Origin of the sequence: Escherichia sp. E14S1 (genome assembly GCF_004211995.1) — a bacterium.
Taxonomy (GTDB): Bacteria; Pseudomonadota; Gammaproteobacteria; order Enterobacterales; family Enterobacteriaceae; genus Escherichia.
In genome coordinates, this window is record NZ_RHJQ01000008.1 from 150,006 (window position 1) to 167,081 (window position 17,076).

Consider the following 17,076-nt stretch of genomic DNA (forward strand, 5'->3'; position numbering starts at 1 on the left):
TTGAATCTTAACAACAGCGTACGTATGCTAAATATGAGAAATCTCATAGCGGATAAACATCGTGAAAGAAATCCACAATAATGAATTGAAGCAACAACTGATTAACGAATCCGCATTTAAGGATTGCTTTTCAACGGATGTTTCAGCCGATACGCGGCTGTTTCATTTTTTAGCGCGTGACTACATTGTGCAGGAAGGGCAACAGCCGTCCTGGCTGTTTTACCTGACGCGAGGCCGTGCCAGGCTTTACGCCACGCTGGCCAATGGTCGCGTGTCGCTGATCGATTTCTTTGCCGCGCCCTGTTTTATTGGCGAGATTGAGTTAATCGATAAAGATCATGAACCGCGTGCGGTACAGGCTATTGAAGAGTGTTGGTGTATTGCGCTCCCCATGAAACATTACCGTCCGCTGTTATTAAACGACACGCTATTTTTACGAAAACTCTGCGTCACCTTAAGTCATAAAAATTATCGCAATATTGTTTCTTTAACTCAGAACCAATCATTTCCGTTAGTGAATCGCCTGGCAGCATTTATATTACTCTCGCAGGAAAGTGATCTTTATCACGAAAAGCACACGCAAGCCGCAGAGTATTTGGGCGTTTCTTATCGACATCTTTTATATGTTCTCGCGCAATTCATTCACGACGGTTTATTAATTAAAAACAAGAAAGGGTATCTAATTAAAAACAGAAAGCAGTTGTCAGGACTGGCGCTGGAGATGGACCCGGAGAATAAATTCTCCGGGATGATGCAGTAAAAATTATTTGCAATAGCGCGATTGCCGGATACGTCTTATCCGGACTACAAATCGAGCATTACGCCAACCCAAGAAAGAACCCGGCAATAGTCGCACTCATCAGGTTGGAAAGCGTCGCTGCTGCCAGCGCCCGTAAACCAAGCTGGGCGATTTCCGGAGCACGTTTTGGCGAAATAGCCGAAAACGCCCCAACGACAACGCCGATAGAACCAAAGTTAGCAAAACCACACAGCGCAAAGGAGATAATTGCCACGGTTTTCACTTCCAGCGTGCCACCCGTTTGCAGATACGGTGAGAAACTCAGGTAAGCAACAAATTCGTTTATCGCCAGTTTCTGCCCAATCAGACTACCCGCAAGGTTAGCATCGCTCCAGTCTACCCCCATGATCCACGCCAGTGGCGCCAGCACATAGCCAAAAATACTTTCCAGAGAAGCATTGGCGAAACCAAACCAGCCGCCAATTCCGCCGATAATGCCGTTGATCAGCGCAATAATTGCGACAAACGCCATTACCACCGTCGCCACACCGGCGGCGATTTTCAGCCCGGTCATCGCACCGCTCGCCGCCGCTTCGATAAAGCTTTTTGGCGGCGTTTCGCTGAATGACAGGTTTTCAAATGTCACCTGCGAAGGCTCGGTTGCCGGGCTAAGAATACGCGCAAACAAAATACCGCCGGGGATAGCCATCAGCGATGCCGCTAACAGGTAGTCAATCGGCACGCCCATTCCGGCATAACCAATCATCATCGAACCAGCAATGGACGCCATCCCGCTACAAATTGCGGTAAACAACTCGTTGCGATTCATGCGATCGATAAACGGTTTTACGATCGCCGGGATCTCGTTTTGCCCGAGGAAAATAGTGGTAACCGCAACAAAAGATTCAATTTTGCTGATGTTGAGGGCTTTCTGGAAAATACTGCCAAGAATACGAATCAGCAGTCCCATTACGCCAATGTAATACAGTAGGCTGATAAGCGCAGTGACGAAGATAATCGCCGGGAGTACGCGAAAGGCGAAGATAAAGCCCGCGCCATCAAAGAGAACATCCATTTTCGGCCCAACCAGCGAACCAAAAATGAAGGCGCTACCGGCATCACTGTAAGACATCACTTTATGAACGCCTAATGCCGCCTGTTCTACTGCCCATTTTCCCGGCGGAAAATAGAGCATGATGCCTCCAATGGCGATTTGCAGCAGCAGCGCGGCCCCAACAGTGCGCAAACTGATGCCCTTTTTATTCACCGACAACACAAACGCAATTGCCAGCAATACCACCATACCCACCAAACTTCTCATTATATCCATAATGATTTTCCCTTTATGCCAGTAAACCCGGCGCCAGCGCCAGGTTTCGGTATGTATGATCAGTACGGGCGACGGCTTTCTGCCCGTCGGAAATTAACCCGCGAGACGCTGGTATTCTTTGGCAATTTCACTCGCCAGAATGGCGTTGTTGAACACCAGCTGGATGTTGGATTTCAGGCTGTCACCGCCGGTCAGTTCAGCAACGCGCGCCAGCAAGAACGGCGTACTTTCTTTACCAATAACACCCTGCGCTTCAGCTTCAGCTACCGCCTGATCGATCGCCGCATTGATAGTGTGTTTCGGCATAGCAAACTGTTCCGGGATCGGGTTCGCTACCACGAGGCCACCGTTCAGCCCGCTTTGCCATTTCACCGCCATCGCGCGGGCAATTTCTGTGGCACTGTCGAGACGAATGCTGACGTCAAACGGGCTGGTCCGGCAGAAAAACGCAGGCAGCGCTTTGGTCTGATAGCCAATTAGCGGTACACCGAAAGTTTCTAAATATTCGGTAGTTAAGCCTAAATCGAGAATAGATTTCGCCCCGGCACAAACTACGGTGACATTAGTGTGCGCCAGTTCCTGCAAATCGGCAGAAATATCGAAGGTATGTTCCGCCCCGCGATGTACACCACCAATTCCCCCGGTGGCAAATACTTTAATTCCGGCAAGCGCCGCAATAATCATCGTTGAAGCAACGGTGGTTGCACCATTTTTTCCGGCGGCAACAACAAAAGGTAAATCGCGACGGCTAACTTTGGTTACGTTATGTCCTTCACGACCCAGCAATTCAATTTCTTCTTTGCTTAAGCCCACTTTCATGACGCCACCAATAATGGCGATAGTGGCAGGTACAGCGCCCTGTTTACGAATAGTTTCTTCTACTTCAATTGCCGTCTGGGCATTTTGTGGAAACGGCATACCGTGAGAGATAATGGTCGATTCCAGCGCAACTACTGGTTTTTTGCTTTTTAAAGCATCCTGAACTTCCGGGGAAATTTGTAATAATTCAGGGGAAATGTTTAATTCAGACATTCTGCGTTCTCCACTAACGATATAACGTTGGCAATCGATAAATTGGGGTTATTGGTGTATTCACAGGAGAGCGCCATTGACGAACATCCCTGTGCAAAACGAACAGATTCGGCAAACGGCATTCCGTCGACCCAACACGAAGCAAGACCTGCCATCATGGCATCGCCCGCTCCGGTAACATTAATGACATTGGTTTTAATCGGTGCAGACCAGCCGTTTTCACTGCCTATTTCACTGTAGTAAACGCCGTCGCCGCCCATACTCAGTACCAGGCGGTTCAGGCCATGTTGATGGAACCAGGCGGCAACTTTTGCGACATCTTCACGCCCTGACAACGCAATCCCGCTCAGGGTTTCTGCTTCAAGGCGGTTTGGCTTCAGGGTGTGGATCTGACTTAGACGGTCGCGCACTTTGACACATTTCCATGCCGAAACTGGATCGACAAATACAGGTACGTCGGCGGCATTATCCAGAATCCAGACCAACGCCTCTTCACTGATATTACAGTCAGCGACAATGACCTTTGCTCCCTGGATAAATTCACGGTGCTGTGCGAGATATTCCGCAGAAATACAGTTACTAATATTCATGTCATTTATAGCAACCAACATTTCACCGGTATTATCGAGCAATGATAAATAGCTCGACGTATTTTCCCCTGGCACAATCAGGCATTTCTCGACATAAACACCGGATTGATTGGTTTGCGTCAGGAGCGATTGACCATAAAAATCACTACCTACAGCGCTAAGTAGCCAGACTTTGTTCCCCAGCAATGCCAGATTTTGCGCGATATTGCGCCCTACTCCACCAGGTGTAAATTTTATTTTCCCTGGATTTGAATCCGCATAATTCAATGATTCATGTGAATATCCGGCGACATCAATATTCGCCGAACCTATAATTACGACATATTCCTTTTCGCGCATAGCACGTCCCCTGGTAAAAAATTACCAACTCTGTCAATCCACAAGAATATAGGTACTGCAAATAACGTTTAAACATGTGTTCGTATTTAAACATGTGCTCATAGTATGCATGTTTTACTTAAAGTAAATTGCCGCCAGATGAGCAAAATGGGCAGATTTGAACAGGCTCACAAAACGCTATTAAATGCATGGATTAAAAAAACGGAGAATTTGTGACGGGATGCACAGAACGGAAGCAATAAAAAAGGGCAGAAATTAATCTGCCCTTGAGGAAATAAGGTTAATGTTTGATGAAGATTCCAGGTTTCAACTTAAAGATAAAATAGATAAATTCATAGAGTTACCCTCAAGAACGGGTCAATCACCTTGCGATCTTCACATGATACAGGGCAGGAAATTTCTGCCCTGTAACACACCTTTTATTACGCTGCTTTCGCTACCGCGTCCACTTCCGGACGTTTCAGGAAAGCATAAGCCAAACCCGCCACCAGCGTACCGGCAATAATTGCCACCAGGTAACCCAGTACCGGCGTAATTGCGCCCGGGATCAGCAGAACAAACAGACCACCGTGCGGTGCCATCAGTTTCGCACCAATCGCCATAGAGATTGCACCAGTCAACGCCCCACCAACGATACAGCACGGCAGCACACGCATCGGATCACGGGCAGCAAACGGAATTGCACCTTCGGAAATAAAGCACAGTCCCAGAACCAGAGCTGCTTTGCCGCCTTCCTGCTGCGCTTTGTCGAATTTGCGACGCGCCACCATCGTTGCCAGCCCCATTGCCAGCGGTGGCACCATACCTGCCGCCATAATCGCTGCCATTGGGCCATAGGTTTGGGTACTCAGCAGACCCACACCGAACGCGTATGCCGCTTTGTTAACCGGGCCACCCATGTCAGTACACATCATGCCGCCAAGGATCGCGCCCAGCAGAACCGCATTCGCAGTCCCCATCGTTTGTAGCCAGTGAGTCAGAGCTTCGAGGATGCCAGCAACCGGTTTACCGATCAGGTAGATCATCGCCAGACCAACCACCAGACTGGAAATCAGCGGAATGATCAAAATAGGTTTCAGCGCCTCCATACTCTGTGGCAGTTTTAGCTGCGTGCTGATTAACTTCGCGATGTAACCGGCCAGGAAGCCCGCAATAATACCGCCAATGAAACCAGAACCGGTGCTGACCGCCAGCATACCGCCAATCAGGCCAGGCGTGAGGCCCGGACGGTCGGCAATAGAGAAGGCAATATAACCTGCCAGTACCGGCACCATCAGCGCAAAGGCTGAACCGCCACCAATCTGCATCAGCGCCGCTGCCAACGTACCCGGCTCTTTAAACGCTTCGATACCAAAAGCAAAAGAAAGCGCGATACACAGACCACCTGCAACCACCATCGGCAGCATGTAAGAGACGCCCGTCAGCAAGTGACGATACGCGCCTGTACTCTCTTTCTTGCCTTCAGTCGCCGCCGTTTGAGCTTTGCCTGCTGGTTCGTAAGGCGTCGCTTCAGCAACGGCTTTATCCAGTTCCTGCGCGGTTTTCTTCAGCGCCAGACCGGTAGAGGTGCGATACATCGGTTTACCAGCAAATTTTGCCAGATCGACTTCAATATCTGCCGCCACAATGACCAGATCCGCCGCCGCCACTTCTTCAGGGGTGATGGCATTACCCGCGCCTACAGAGCCACGAGTTTCAACTTTCACCCACCAGCCACGTTTTTTCGCTTCGGTTTCAATGGCTTCTGCCGCCATAAAAGTGTGCGCCACCCCGGTCGGGCAAGCAGTCACCGCAACTACGCGTTTCGGACCACTGGCAGCAACCGGTGCTGTCGCAGCGACCGGCGCAGTGTAAGGTTTCGCATGGCCTTTGGCTTCACTCAGGAACAGCTCAGGGTGCGCAACTGCCCGGGAAATATCGCCCAGCCAGACATTTTTACCGTTCAGCGCGCTGTCGTTCGGGATGGAATCACCGAGAACAATCGCCATTTCAGCGTCGTTCGGATTGTCGATGATTTCCAGTTTTGCTTTTCGCGCCGCCGCGCCCAGCAGGGTCTTCGCCATATAGGCGCGTGCCTGACCGAGATTAGCGTCAATAATCAGCAGCGTTTTCATTATGCCTCTCCTGCTGTCAGTTAAAAGGTTGTAAGTCGACGCGCGCCATCATTGCGGCCAACTGCGGACGATCGGTAATACCCACATTGCTTTGACTTACCGCCAGGGCAGCAACAGCTGTCGCCAGACGCAGAGTGTGTTCACTGGATTCACGCATCAGCAAGCCATAAATCAGGCCACCAACCATAGAATCCCCTGCGCCAACGGTGCTTACGACATCGACTGACGGTGGTTTGGCGATCCATTCGCCGGAGGCATTAACCCAAAGCGCGCCTTCGGCACCCAGTGAAATAACGACATGCGCGATACCTTGTTCACGCAGCGCATGCGCAGCTTCAATCACATCTTTCATTTCAGGCAGTTTACGGCCAGCCCAGATTTCCAGCTCGCGGCGGTTAGGTTTCACCAGCCACGGTGCCGCTTTCAAACCTGCCACTAACGCTTCACGACTACTATCAAAGATAATGCAAGGACACTGACTACGCAGGCGAGTCATCCAGTCGGTGAAGGCTTCCGGGCTGACGCCTGATGGTAAACTGCCGCTGACACAGACCATATCGAACTGACCAAGCCAACTCAGAGAATCCGTCACAAAGCGTTCCCAGTCGGCTGGAGTGACTTCAAAACCAGAGAAGTTGAGGTCGGTCACTTCGCCGTCTTTTTCCGTCAACTTGACATTAATACGGGTGCGCCCCTGTACAACCTGGAAACGGTTGGCAATGCCCAGCTCGCTGAACAATTGCTGAAACCCATCCTGGTTATCTTTACCGAGGAAGCCGCCAACAGTGACATCAATACCCAGATCTTTCAGAACTTTGGCAACGTTGATACCTTTACCCGCCGCATGCAGACCGGTGGTTTTTACCAGGTTCACTTCGCCGCGTTCAATTTCCGGGCAGAAACCAACAAGGTCATAAGCCGGATTAAGGGTGATCGTAGCAACACGTCTGCTCATTACGCGCCCTCCCCAAGACCTGCGGCGATGGCGTCGCCAATGGCGTTCAGCGCCTGTTCAGCATCTGGTCCCTGGGCGGTAAAGCGTAGGCGATGACCTTTCTTAACGCCAAGTGCTACAACTTTCATCAGACTACGTCCGTTTGCCGGTTTGCCGGTGCCATCAAGGTTTGTCACGGTAATATCACTGTTAAATTGTTTAATGGTATTGACCAACATGGTGCCTGGACGGGCATGCAGGCCGTGTTCATTGCGCACCACAAACTCCGCGCTTAACACGTCGTCGGTCGGCGCATCATCGCTGGTCAGCAGTGCCAGCAGCGTTGCCGCATCTGCTTTCAGCAAGCGGTCAGCTTTATTGTCGAGCAGCAAATCGGCGAGACGCTTAAGAACCGCGACGGGCTGATCGTCATTCATCGCCACACTCACCAGCATGGCAGCCGTTTCGCCGTCCACATCAAAAGCATTTGCCGCACGGCTTACCGCAATCGCGCTACGCAGATTACCTTCGGCGCTATCGCTCAGCCAGATGCCTTGCCCGAGATTTAATGGCTGCTCGTTGATGGCTTTGGTGACGAAGGTAGCGTCAACTGCGCCCGCTTCTTTCAGACGAGCGGCGTTTAACGCTTGCAGGGTCAGCAAATCACTGGCAACGATATCCAGTGTCAGCATTTCGTTATCAAGCTTCAGCTGCTCACTCTGCTTTTCGCCCATCAGCAATGCGCGAAGTTCTTCTGCTGTTGTTGCTGACTTCAGTTGTTCAGCAACGGAATCATCGCTCAGTACATGGGTTAGTTGGCGCAGCAAGCCCAGATGTTCATCGGAGCTGGCGGCAATACCGATAGCCACGTACGCGACTTGACCTTCACCCCATGTCACACCTTCCGGGAACTGAAATACCTGAACGCCGGTTTTCAGTACCTGATCGCGGGTGTCGGTAGTACCGTGTGGAATAGCAATCCCGTTGCCGAGAAAGGTTGAGGTTTGCTGTTCGCGCGCCAGCATGCCATTGACGTAGCCTTCCGCTACATTACCGGCTTGCACCAGCGCCGCGGCGACCTTGCGAATAGCCTCTTCTTTGTCTCCGGCCTTCTCGCCCGGATGGATGTCCTGTACGGATAACTGGAACATAGTTCTCCTCTCTTGCTGAATTGAAACGATTCAGCTTCTATGAGAAAAAAAGCGCCAACCTGGCTTAGGATTAAAGACAAGATCGCGCTGAAACGTTTCAATCAAGAATAATACTTCTTCTTCAGCACGCAAGGGAAGCCGCTAAATTATGTCCAAAAGTTTGATGTGCTGCACATTTTTTTGCCAAAAATCTGAAATGCTGACAGTGAAATTAGCCATCAGCATTAGCATTTCGGCGGCGTCAGCTGAGGATCAGCAAGAGTGAAATGCCATTTTGATTATTCGTAGCGAGTTTGATTTCACTGACTGTTTATTTTCTGACAGGCAGCGTAAACTCCGCGTCTTCATCTTTCACTGATCGACCAGCATGCATAACTCCCCCGCAGTTTCCAGCGCGAAATCGTTTGACCTGACGTCAGCGGCGTTTTTAATTGTTGCCTTTCTCACCGGTATTGCAGGTGCCCTGCAAACCCCGACGCTAAGTATTTTCCTCACTGATGAAGTGCACGCGCGCCCGGCGATGGTGGGATTCTTCTTTACCGGCAGCGCCGTTATCGGAATTCTGGTCAGTCAGTTTCTCGCCGGACGCTCTGATAAACGCGGCGATCGTAAATCGCTGATTGTCTTTTGCTGCCTGTTAGGCATGCTGGCCTGTACCCTTTTTGCCTGGAATCGCAACTACTTTGTTTTGTTATTCGTCGGCGTTTTTTTAAGCAGCTTTGGTTCTACCGCCAACCCGCAAATGTTTGCTCTTGCTCGTGAACATGCCGACAAAACCGGGCGTGAAGCAGTGATGTTCAGCTCTTTTTTACGCGCCCAGGTATCGTTAGCGTGGGTCATTGGCCCGCCGCTGGCGTATGCCTTAGCGATGGGATTCAGCTTTACGGTAATGTATCTCAGCGCGGCGGTGGCGTTTATTGTCTGCGGCGTGATGGTGTGGTTGTTTTTACCGTCGATGCAAAAAGAGGTGCCGCAAGCAACTGGCACGGTTGAAGCGCCTCGCCGTAATCGTCGCGATACACTGCTGTTGTTTGTGATTTGTACATTGATGTGGGGCTCGAACAGTCTGTATATCATCAACATGCCACTGTTTATTATCAACGAACTGCATCTTCCTGAGAAACTGGCGGGCGTGATGATGGGGACCGCAGCCGGGCTGGAAATTCCGACCATGTTGATTGCCGGATATTTTGCCAAACGTCTGGGTAAGCGCTTCTTAATGCGCGTTGCCGCCGTAGGTGGCATCTGTTTTTACGCAGGAATGCTGATGGCGCATTCACCTGCCATTCTGTTGGGCTTGCAGCTGCTGAATGCTATTTTTATCGGCATTCTGGGCGGTATCGGGATGCTCTATTTCCAGGACCTGATGCCCGGTCAGGCAGGTTCAGCCACCACGCTCTATACCAATACGTCGCGCGTGGGCTGGATCATCGCTGGTTCAGTGGCGGGCATCGTCGCCGAGATCTGGAATTATCACGCGGTGTTCTGGTTTGCGATGGTGATGGTTATCGCCACCCTGTTTTGCTTGCTGCGGATTAAAGATGTTTAAGGCGCGGTCAACATTTCCAGATCGATAAGCCAGGTCATGGCCTGCTGACGCGTGTTACCGCACATTTCAGCACTGGCCTGCAAGCCTGCGCAAACTTTCGGCCGTAGTGGAGATGTGAAAATTTTACAGCGTTGCTGTTCATCAAGCTGAATGCAGGGCGTATTGGCGGGCTTGCCATCTGGCATACCGGGAATAGGACTGGAGATTGAGGGGGCGGTGCAACACGCCCCGCAACCCGGACGGCATTCCATACGTTGTTCTCTTAAGGTTAACCACCGGATTGAGGAGCGCGCACATTACCACCTTTTTGGCACCAGCAAAAGTGCGAATACCACTTGCCTGAAAGGCCCGTCGCGAGTAGTTTGTCGCGATATTTTTGACATTTTCGACAACAGGAATTTTTCGATGCCAAGAGCGAACGAAATTAAAAAAGGTATGGTACTGAATTACAACGGCAAACTGCTGCTGGTTAAGGACATTGATATTCAGTCGCCTACCGCCCGCGGTGCCGCTACGCTGTACAAAATGCGTTTTTCAGACGTCCGTACCGGACTGAAAGTGGAAGAACGCTTTAAAGGCGATGATATCGTTGATACCGTGACGCTGACCCGCCGCTACGTTGACTTCTCCTACGTCGATGGCAACGAATATGTCTTTATGGATAAAGAAGACTATACCCCGTATACCTTCACCAAAGATCAGATTGAAGAAGAACTGCTGTTTATGCCGGAAGGCGGCATGCCAGACATGCAGGTTCTGACCTGGGACGGTCAACTGCTGGCGCTTGAACTGCCGCAGACCGTTGATCTGGAAATCGTTGAAACCGCTCCTGGCATCAAAGGCGCTTCTGCCAGCGCCCGTAACAAACCGGCGACCTTGAGCACCGGTCTGGTGATTCAGGTACCAGAATACTTAAGCCCGGGCGAAAAAATTCGTATCCATATCGAAGAACGCCGTTATATGGGGCGTGCTGACTAACTTCAGCCACATTCAGCAAAGGGACAGCTCAGACTGTCCCTTTTTAATTTATTATACCAATCCTTCATTTTGCGCCTCCTGAACACCTTTCGCCTGCAATATTCACTTGTAAATTGATCGTCCTCACACTTCATCGCATTAACAATCCAGACCAATTTCAATTGCTGTCATATAACTTTACACTAGCGTTGTTAATCAATCGTTACTAAGACGTGACTTCTATGAACACAATTGCCTCCACTACGTTCCCGCCTCACATTCACACTCCACGTTACGATCGCCAGCAATTGAAATCCCGTATCGTTCATTTTGGCTTTGGAGCCTTTCACCGCGCACATCAGGCGTTACTGACCGACCGTGTGCTGAATGCCCAAAGCAGCGATTGGGGGATCTGTGAAATCAGTTTGTTCAGCGGCGATCGGCTAATGAGCCAACTTCGCGAACAGGATCATTTATATACCGTGTTGGAGAAAGGCGCAGACGGCAATCAGGCGATTATTGTCGGGGCCGTTCATGAATGCCTGAATGCAAAACTGGATTCCTTAGCGGCGATTATTGAGAAGTTTTGCGAACCGCAGGTGGCAATTGTGTCCCTGACCATTACCGAAAAAGGTTATTGTATCGACCCGGCCACCGGTGCACTTGATACCAATAATTCGCGGATTATTCATGACTTACAAAGCCCGGAAGAACCTCACTCCGCGCCAGGCATTCTTGTCGAAGCGCTGAAACGCCGTCGTGAACGTGGCCTTGCGCCGTTTACCGTACTTTCCTGCGATAATATTCCCGACAATGGTCATGTGGTGAAAAATGCGGTGCTGGGGATGGCTGAAAAACGCTCTCCAGAACTTGCCGAGTGGATAAAAGAACACGTCAGCTTTCCGGGAACCATGGTCGACCGCATTGTCCCGGCAGCAACGGAAGAATCACTGGCAGAAATTAGCCAATATCTGGGCGTGAATGATCCCTGTGCAATTAGCTGCGAGCCGTTTATCCAATGGGTGGTAGAAGATAACTTCGTCGCAGGGCGCCCAGCCTGGGAAATCGCAGGTGTACAAATGGTGGATGATGTCCTGCCGTGGGAAGAGATGAAACTGCGCATGCTTAATGGCAGCCACTCTTTTCTCGCTTATCTGGGCTACCTGGCTGGATTCGCCCATATTAGTGATTGCATGCAGGACCGCGCATTTCGCCATGCCGCCAGAACATTAATGCTGGAGGAGCAAGCGCCAACGCTACGGATTAAAGATGTCGATTTAACATACTATGCGGATACGTTAATTGAACGTTTTGCCAATCCAGCGCTGAAACATAAGACCTGGCAAATCGCGATGGATGGCAGTCAAAAATTACCGCAACGCATGTTGGCAGGGATTCGCATCCATCTGGCTCGCGAAACAAACTGGCCGTTACTGGCATTAGGCGTCGCAGGTTGGATGCGCTATGTGAGCGGCGTAGATGATGCCGGAAAAGCTATCGATGTCCGCGATCCGCTTTACGATAAAATTCACAACCTCGTTGCGGGCAGTAGCAGTGAACAACGCGTCACCGCCCTGCTTTCTTTGCGTGAAGTATTCGGTGATGACCTACCAGATAACCCGCATTTTGTGCAGGCCATCGAACAAGCCTGGCAACAAATCGCGCAGTTCGGCGCGCATCAGGCGCTATTAAACACCCTCAAAATTTAACGATTTCTGCGGTTAAAGCGGATGGAGCATCGCTTCGTCCGCCCTCTCTCTTCTCTTTTCCGCCTTTTTTAGCCAGGATTAACGCACAGTTAACTCATCTGATTATTGCGGAGCCGTTGTGACCAGGACCAACCTCATCACCGGTTTTCTCGGCAGCGGGAAAACAACCTCTATTCTTCATCTGCTAGCCCACAAAGATCCCAACGAAAAATGGGCGGTTCTGGTTAATGAATTTGGGGAAGTCGGAATTGATGGTGCTTTGCTCGCCGATAGCGGCGCATTGCTGAAAGAGATCCCCGGCGGCTGCATGTGCTGCGTTAATGGTTTACCCATGCAGGTAGGGTTGAATACCTTACTGCGCCAGGGAAAACCAGACCGCTTGCTGATAGAGCCGACCGGACTGGGTCATCCGAAACAAATCCTCGATCTGTTAACCGCGCCGGTCTATGAACCGTGGATCGATCTGCGCGCCACGTTGTGCATTCTCGATCCGCGCCTCCTGCTGGACGAAAAAAGCGTCGGTAATGAAAACTTCCGTGATCAACTGGCTGCCGCAGACATCATTGTCGCCAATAAATCCGACCGTGCTACGCCAGAAAGCGAGCAAGCGTTACAACACTGGTGGCAACAAAACGGTGGCGAACGGCAATTAATTCACAGCGATCATGGGCAAATTGAAGGTCATCTTCTGGATTTACCTCGTCGAAATTTAACTGAGTTACCCGCCAGCGCTGCCCATTCGCATCAACATAACGAGAAAAAAGGATTAGCGGCATTAAGCCTGCCAGAGCATCAACGCTGGCGTCGCAGTCTGAATAGCGGACAAGGACACCAGGCCTGCGGTTGGATATTCGACGCTGATACCGTGTTCGACACCATTGGCATTCTGGAATGGGCGCGACTTGCGCCGGTCGGACGCGTAAAAGGCGTGATGCGGATACCAGAAGGTCTTGTGCGCATCAACCGTCAGGGCGATGACCTGCACATTGAAACGCAAAACGTTGCACCACCAGATAGCCGCATTGAGCTGATTTCCAGCAGCGAAACTGACTGGAACGCCTTACAGAGCGCGCTGTTGAAGCTTCGTTTAGCGACCAACGCGTAAGGTTGCCTGCGTTTTTCAGTAAGATAATTAGAGAAAATATGATCAAAAATTTGCCGCAAATAGTGCTGTTAAATATTGTCGGCCTCGCGCTGTTTCTTTCCTGGTACATTCCCGTCAATCATGGATTCTGGTTGCCAATTGACGCGGATATTTTTTATTTTTTTAATCAGAAACTGGTCGAAAGCAAGACTCTTTTATGGCTGGTTGCGTTGACTAATAATCGCGCCTTCGACGGTTGTTCACTGCTGGCGATGGGAATACTGATGCTGAGTTTCTGGCTGAAAGAAAACGCACCCGGCAGACGGCGTATTGTGATTATTGGTCTGGTCATGCTGTTAACCGCAGTGGTATTAAACCAGTTGGGCCAGGCATTTATTCCGGTAAAACGGGCCAGTCCGACATTGACCTTTACAGATATTAACCGCGTCAGCGAACTGCTATCTGTTCCAACGAAAGATGCCTCACGAGATAGTTTTCCCGGCGATCATGGCATGATGCTGCTTATTTTTTCCGCTTTTATGTGGCGATATTTCGGAAAAGTCGCAGGAGTAATCGCCCTTATTATATTTGTGGTTTTTGCATTTCCCAGAGTGATGATTGGCGCACATTGGTTTACCGATATCATTGTCGGTTCCATGACGGTGATATTGATTGGGTTGCCCTGGTGGCTAATGACACCTTTAAGTGATCAATTAATCGCCTTTTTTGACAAATCACTGCCTGGAAAAAATAAACATTCATAAAACAAATAACTCACAGTAATTAACATCATCAGGTTTATTTTCATAGTAGGGATAATCCTGATGATGTGCGACTTTGCTCTCGTTCATTAAGTGAAATGATCATTCTCTAAGCAAATGAATGGATTGCGCATCTTTTAGACAGCAGTGCTTTAATTGACCAATCCCGTTTATTAACTTTCTGTATCACTTTTTCTTATAAAAAATCATGTAAAACCGCTCGCCAAGACCGCGTCAATCGGGTAATCTCGAACACGTTTTGCCTCGGCGGTAGATTATCCTCACAGCATATAATTTTGTGCGTTAGTCCACAGATTTGGCCTTAAGGAATTGTTTCAACGTGCCCAGGTAATTAGTCTCGTGTCGCTTGGCATTTTTTTATAACGATATTTGTCGTTAAGGACTTCAAGGGAAAACAAACAACATGGTCAAATCTCAACCGATTTTGAGATATATCTTGCGCGGGATTCCCGCGATTGCAGTAGCGGTTCTGCTTTCTGCATGTAGTGCAAATAACACCGCAAAGAATATGCATCCTGAGACACGTGCAGTGGGTAGTGAAACATCATCACTGCAAGCTTCTCAGGATGAATTTGAAAATCTGGTTCGTAATGTCGACGTAAAATCGCGAATTATGGATCAGTATGCTGACTGGAAAGGCGTACGTTATCGTCTGGGTGGCAGCACTAAAAAAGGTATCGATTGTTCTGGTTTCGTACAGCGTACATTCCGCGAACAATTTGGCTTAGAACTTCCTCGTTCAACTTATGAACAGCAGGAAATGGGCAAGTCAGTTTCCCGCAGTAATTTGCGTACAGGTGACTTAGTTCTGTTCCGTGCCGGTTCAACTGGACGCCATGTCGGTATTTATATCGGCAACAATCAGTTCGTTCATGCTTCCACCAGCAGTGGTGTTATTATTTCCAGCATGAATGAGCCGTACTGGAAAAAGCGTTACAACGAAGCACGTCGGGTTCTTAGCCGCAGCTAATAAACCGTTTGGATGCAATCCCTTGGCTATCCTGACGAGTTAACTGAAGGCACTGCTTAAGCAGTGCTTTTTTGTTTTCATTCATCATAGAAAATGATGTTTCCGTGCCTTGAACCAGGCTATAGTCCCGTCATTCTCTTCCACTTCAGCGTTGTCGTAATCTCGGGAATATTAACGGAACCATGTTCATACGCGCTCCCTCTTCCGGACGTAAGATCCTGCTTACCTGCATTATTGCGGGCGTGATGATTGCAATACTGGTCAGCTGTCTTCAGTTTTTGGTTGCCTGGCATAAACACGAAGTCAAATACGACACACTGATTACCGACGTACAAAAGTATCTCGATACCTACTTCGCCGACCTGAAATTAACCACTGACCGCCTACAGCCGCTCACCTTAGATACCTGTCAGCAGGCTAACCCTGAACTAACTGCCCGCGCGGCGTTTAGCATGAATGTTCGCACATTTGTGCTGGTGAAGGATAAAAAGAGCTTTTGTTCATCAGCGACGGGGGAAATGGATATACCGCTCAATGAGTTGATCCCGGCGCTCGATATTAACAAAGACGTCGATATGGCGATGTTGCCAGGCACGCCAATGGTGCCCAACAAACCCGCTATCGTCATCTGGTATCGCAACCCTTTATTGAAAAATAGCGGCGTTTTTGCAGCATTAAACCTGCACCTGACGCCATATCTTCTCTATAGCTCTCGTCAGCAAGATTTCGACGGGATCGCACTCATTATTGGCGATACCGTGCTTTCGACATTTTCGTCGCATTTGATGAACGTCCGTGAGTTATCCGGCAAACCCGTACGCGAAACCAAAATAACAGGCATTCCGCTGACTGTGCGTCTTTATGCTGATGACTGGACATGGAACGATGTGTGGTATGCGTTTTTACTGGGCGGTATGAGTGGAACTGTCGTTGGCCTGCTCTGCTATTACCTGATGAGTGTGCGTATGCGCCCTGGCAGAGAAATTATGGCTGCTATCAAACGTGAGCAATTTTACCTGGTGTATCAACCGGTGGTTGATACGCCAACGCTGCGGGTCACGGGCCTGGAAGTGCTGCTACGCTGGCGTCATCCTGTTGCAGGTGAAATCCCGCCGGATGCCTTCATTCAATATGCCGAATCGCAAAAGATGATCGTGCCGCTGACCCAGCATCTGTTTGAGCTTATAGCCCGTGATGCGGCTGAATTACAAAACGTACTGCCGGTGGGCATAAAGTTTGGCATTAATATCGCACCGGAACATCTGCACAGCGAGAGCTTTAAAGCGGATATACATCGGCTGCTCGCCTCCCTACCCGCGCACCATTTCCAGATTGTACTGGAGATAACCGAGCGCGATATGCTGAAAGAGCATGAGGCCACAAAACTGTTCGCCTGGCTGCACTCTGTCGGCGTGGAAATTGCTATTGATGACTTCGGCACCGGACACAGTGCGCTTATCTATCTGGAACGCTTCACGCTCGAGTATCTGAAAATTGACCGTGGGTTTATCAATGCTATAGGTACGGAAACGGTCACATCTCCGGTGCTTGACGCGGTGCTCACGCTGGCGAAACGTCTCAATATGCTGACGGTTGCTGAAGGTGTCGAAACACCGGAACAGGCGCGCTGGCTACGTGAGCGTGGTGTTAATTTCCTGCAAGGCTATTGGATTAGCCGTCCCTTACCGATAGATGATTTTGTCCGCTGGCTGGAGAAACCGCATACGCCGCAGTGGTAAGGTGTGCTTGTGTCCCTTATTATTCATAGTTGAAGCATGCCGGATTGCGGCTAATGA

The 17,076-nt window shown here is 49.9% G+C and carries 15 protein-coding genes; 8 read left to right on the plus strand and 7 right to left on the minus strand.

Annotation, left to right across the window (positions count from 1 at the left end; genetic code table 11):
- The first annotated feature begins 61 nt into the window (after positions 1–61).
- Positions 62–760 carry a transcriptional regulator YeiL gene (locus D9734_RS09635; RefSeq protein ID WP_130207084.1) on the plus strand — a complete coding sequence of 233 codons (699 nt, stop codon included), beginning with the start codon at positions 62–64 and terminating at the stop codon, positions 758–760.
- Between the two features lie 58 nt (positions 761–818).
- Here the strand turns inward: D9734_RS09635 and D9734_RS09640 are convergent, their stop codons facing one another.
- The 6 genes from D9734_RS09640 to fruB all read right to left on the minus strand — a co-directional run bounded on the left by D9734_RS09640 (position 819) and on the right by fruB (position 8,229).
- Complete coding sequence (locus D9734_RS09640; RefSeq protein ID WP_130207086.1) at positions 819–2,069, minus strand: NupC/NupG family nucleoside CNT transporter; 1,251 nt, start codon at positions 2,067–2,069, stop codon at positions 819–821.
- A 93-nt stretch (positions 2,070–2,162) separates the two neighbouring features.
- Positions 2,163–3,101 (minus strand): pseudouridine-5'-phosphate glycosidase, encoded by a 939-nt coding sequence (psuG, locus tag D9734_RS09645; RefSeq protein WP_130207088.1) that lies wholly within the window; start codon positions 3,099–3,101, stop codon positions 2,163–2,165.
- Positions 3,089–4,030, minus strand: a complete 942-nt coding sequence (locus tag D9734_RS09650; protein WP_130207090.1) for a pseudouridine kinase — start codon at positions 4,028–4,030, stop codon at positions 3,089–3,091. Before D9734_RS09650 ends, psuG begins: the two co-directional genes overlap by 13 nt.
- 422 nt (positions 4,031–4,452) lie before the next feature.
- A complete protein-coding gene (gene fruA, locus D9734_RS09655; protein ID WP_130207092.1) occupies positions 4,453–6,144 on the minus strand; it encodes a PTS fructose transporter subunit IIBC in 1,692 nt (563 codons plus the stop codon).
- Between the two features lie 16 nt (positions 6,145–6,160).
- Positions 6,161–7,099: a 1-phosphofructokinase gene (fruK, locus tag D9734_RS09660; protein WP_000091270.1), complete on the minus strand. Its 939-nt coding sequence runs from the start codon at positions 7,097–7,099 to the stop codon at positions 6,161–6,163.
- Entirely contained in the window at positions 7,099–8,229 is a 1,131-nt protein-coding gene (gene fruB, locus D9734_RS09665) for a fused PTS fructose transporter subunit IIA/HPr protein (RefSeq protein ID WP_130207094.1), read from the minus strand. The genes fruK and fruB overlap by 1 nt, the downstream gene beginning before the upstream one ends.
- 367 nt (positions 8,230–8,596) lie before the next feature.
- Here fruB and setB point away from each other — a divergent pair, with 367 nt between their 5' ends.
- A complete protein-coding gene (setB, locus tag D9734_RS09670; RefSeq protein ID WP_130207096.1) occupies positions 8,597–9,778 on the plus strand; it encodes a sugar efflux transporter SetB in 1,182 nt (393 codons plus the stop codon).
- Here setB and D9734_RS09675 read toward each other — a convergent pair.
- Complete coding sequence (locus D9734_RS09675) at positions 9,775–10,029, minus strand: YkgJ family cysteine cluster protein (RefSeq protein ID WP_064526801.1); 255 nt, start codon at positions 10,027–10,029, stop codon at positions 9,775–9,777. The genes setB and D9734_RS09675 overlap by 4 nt on opposite strands.
- Before the next feature lie 154 nt (positions 10,030–10,183).
- On the opposite strand from D9734_RS09675, the gene yeiP reads away from it, so the two are divergent.
- The 6 genes from yeiP to D9734_RS09705 all read left to right on the plus strand — a co-directional run bounded on the left by yeiP (position 10,184) and on the right by D9734_RS09705 (position 17,019).
- Positions 10,184–10,756, plus strand: coding sequence for an elongation factor P-like protein YeiP (gene yeiP / locus D9734_RS09680; RefSeq protein WP_001136827.1), 573 nt, complete (start codon positions 10,184–10,186; stop codon positions 10,754–10,756).
- A 221-nt stretch (positions 10,757–10,977) separates the two neighbouring features.
- Complete coding sequence (locus D9734_RS09685) at positions 10,978–12,444, plus strand: mannitol dehydrogenase family protein (RefSeq protein WP_130207098.1); 1,467 nt, start codon at positions 10,978–10,980, stop codon at positions 12,442–12,444.
- Positions 12,445–12,562: 118 nt separating this feature from the next.
- Entirely contained in the window at positions 12,563–13,549 is a 987-nt protein-coding gene (gene yeiR / locus D9734_RS09690; protein WP_130207100.1) for a zinc-binding GTPase YeiR, read from the plus strand.
- A 38-nt stretch (positions 13,550–13,587) separates the two neighbouring features.
- Positions 13,588–14,292 carry a Kdo(2)-lipid A phosphotransferase gene (lpxT, locus tag D9734_RS09695; protein ID WP_130207102.1) on the plus strand — a complete coding sequence of 235 codons (705 nt, stop codon included), beginning with the start codon at positions 13,588–13,590 and terminating at the stop codon, positions 14,290–14,292.
- Positions 14,293–14,713: 421 nt separating this feature from the next.
- Positions 14,714–15,280: a bifunctional murein DD-endopeptidase/murein LD-carboxypeptidase gene (gene mepS, locus D9734_RS09700; RefSeq protein WP_000241011.1), complete on the plus strand. Its 567-nt coding sequence runs from the start codon at positions 14,714–14,716 to the stop codon at positions 15,278–15,280.
- 182 nt (positions 15,281–15,462) lie between these two features.
- Complete coding sequence (locus tag D9734_RS09705; protein WP_130207104.1) at positions 15,463–17,019, plus strand: cyclic di-GMP phosphodiesterase; 1,557 nt, start codon at positions 15,463–15,465, stop codon at positions 17,017–17,019.
- Positions 17,020–17,076 lie beyond the last annotated feature (57 nt).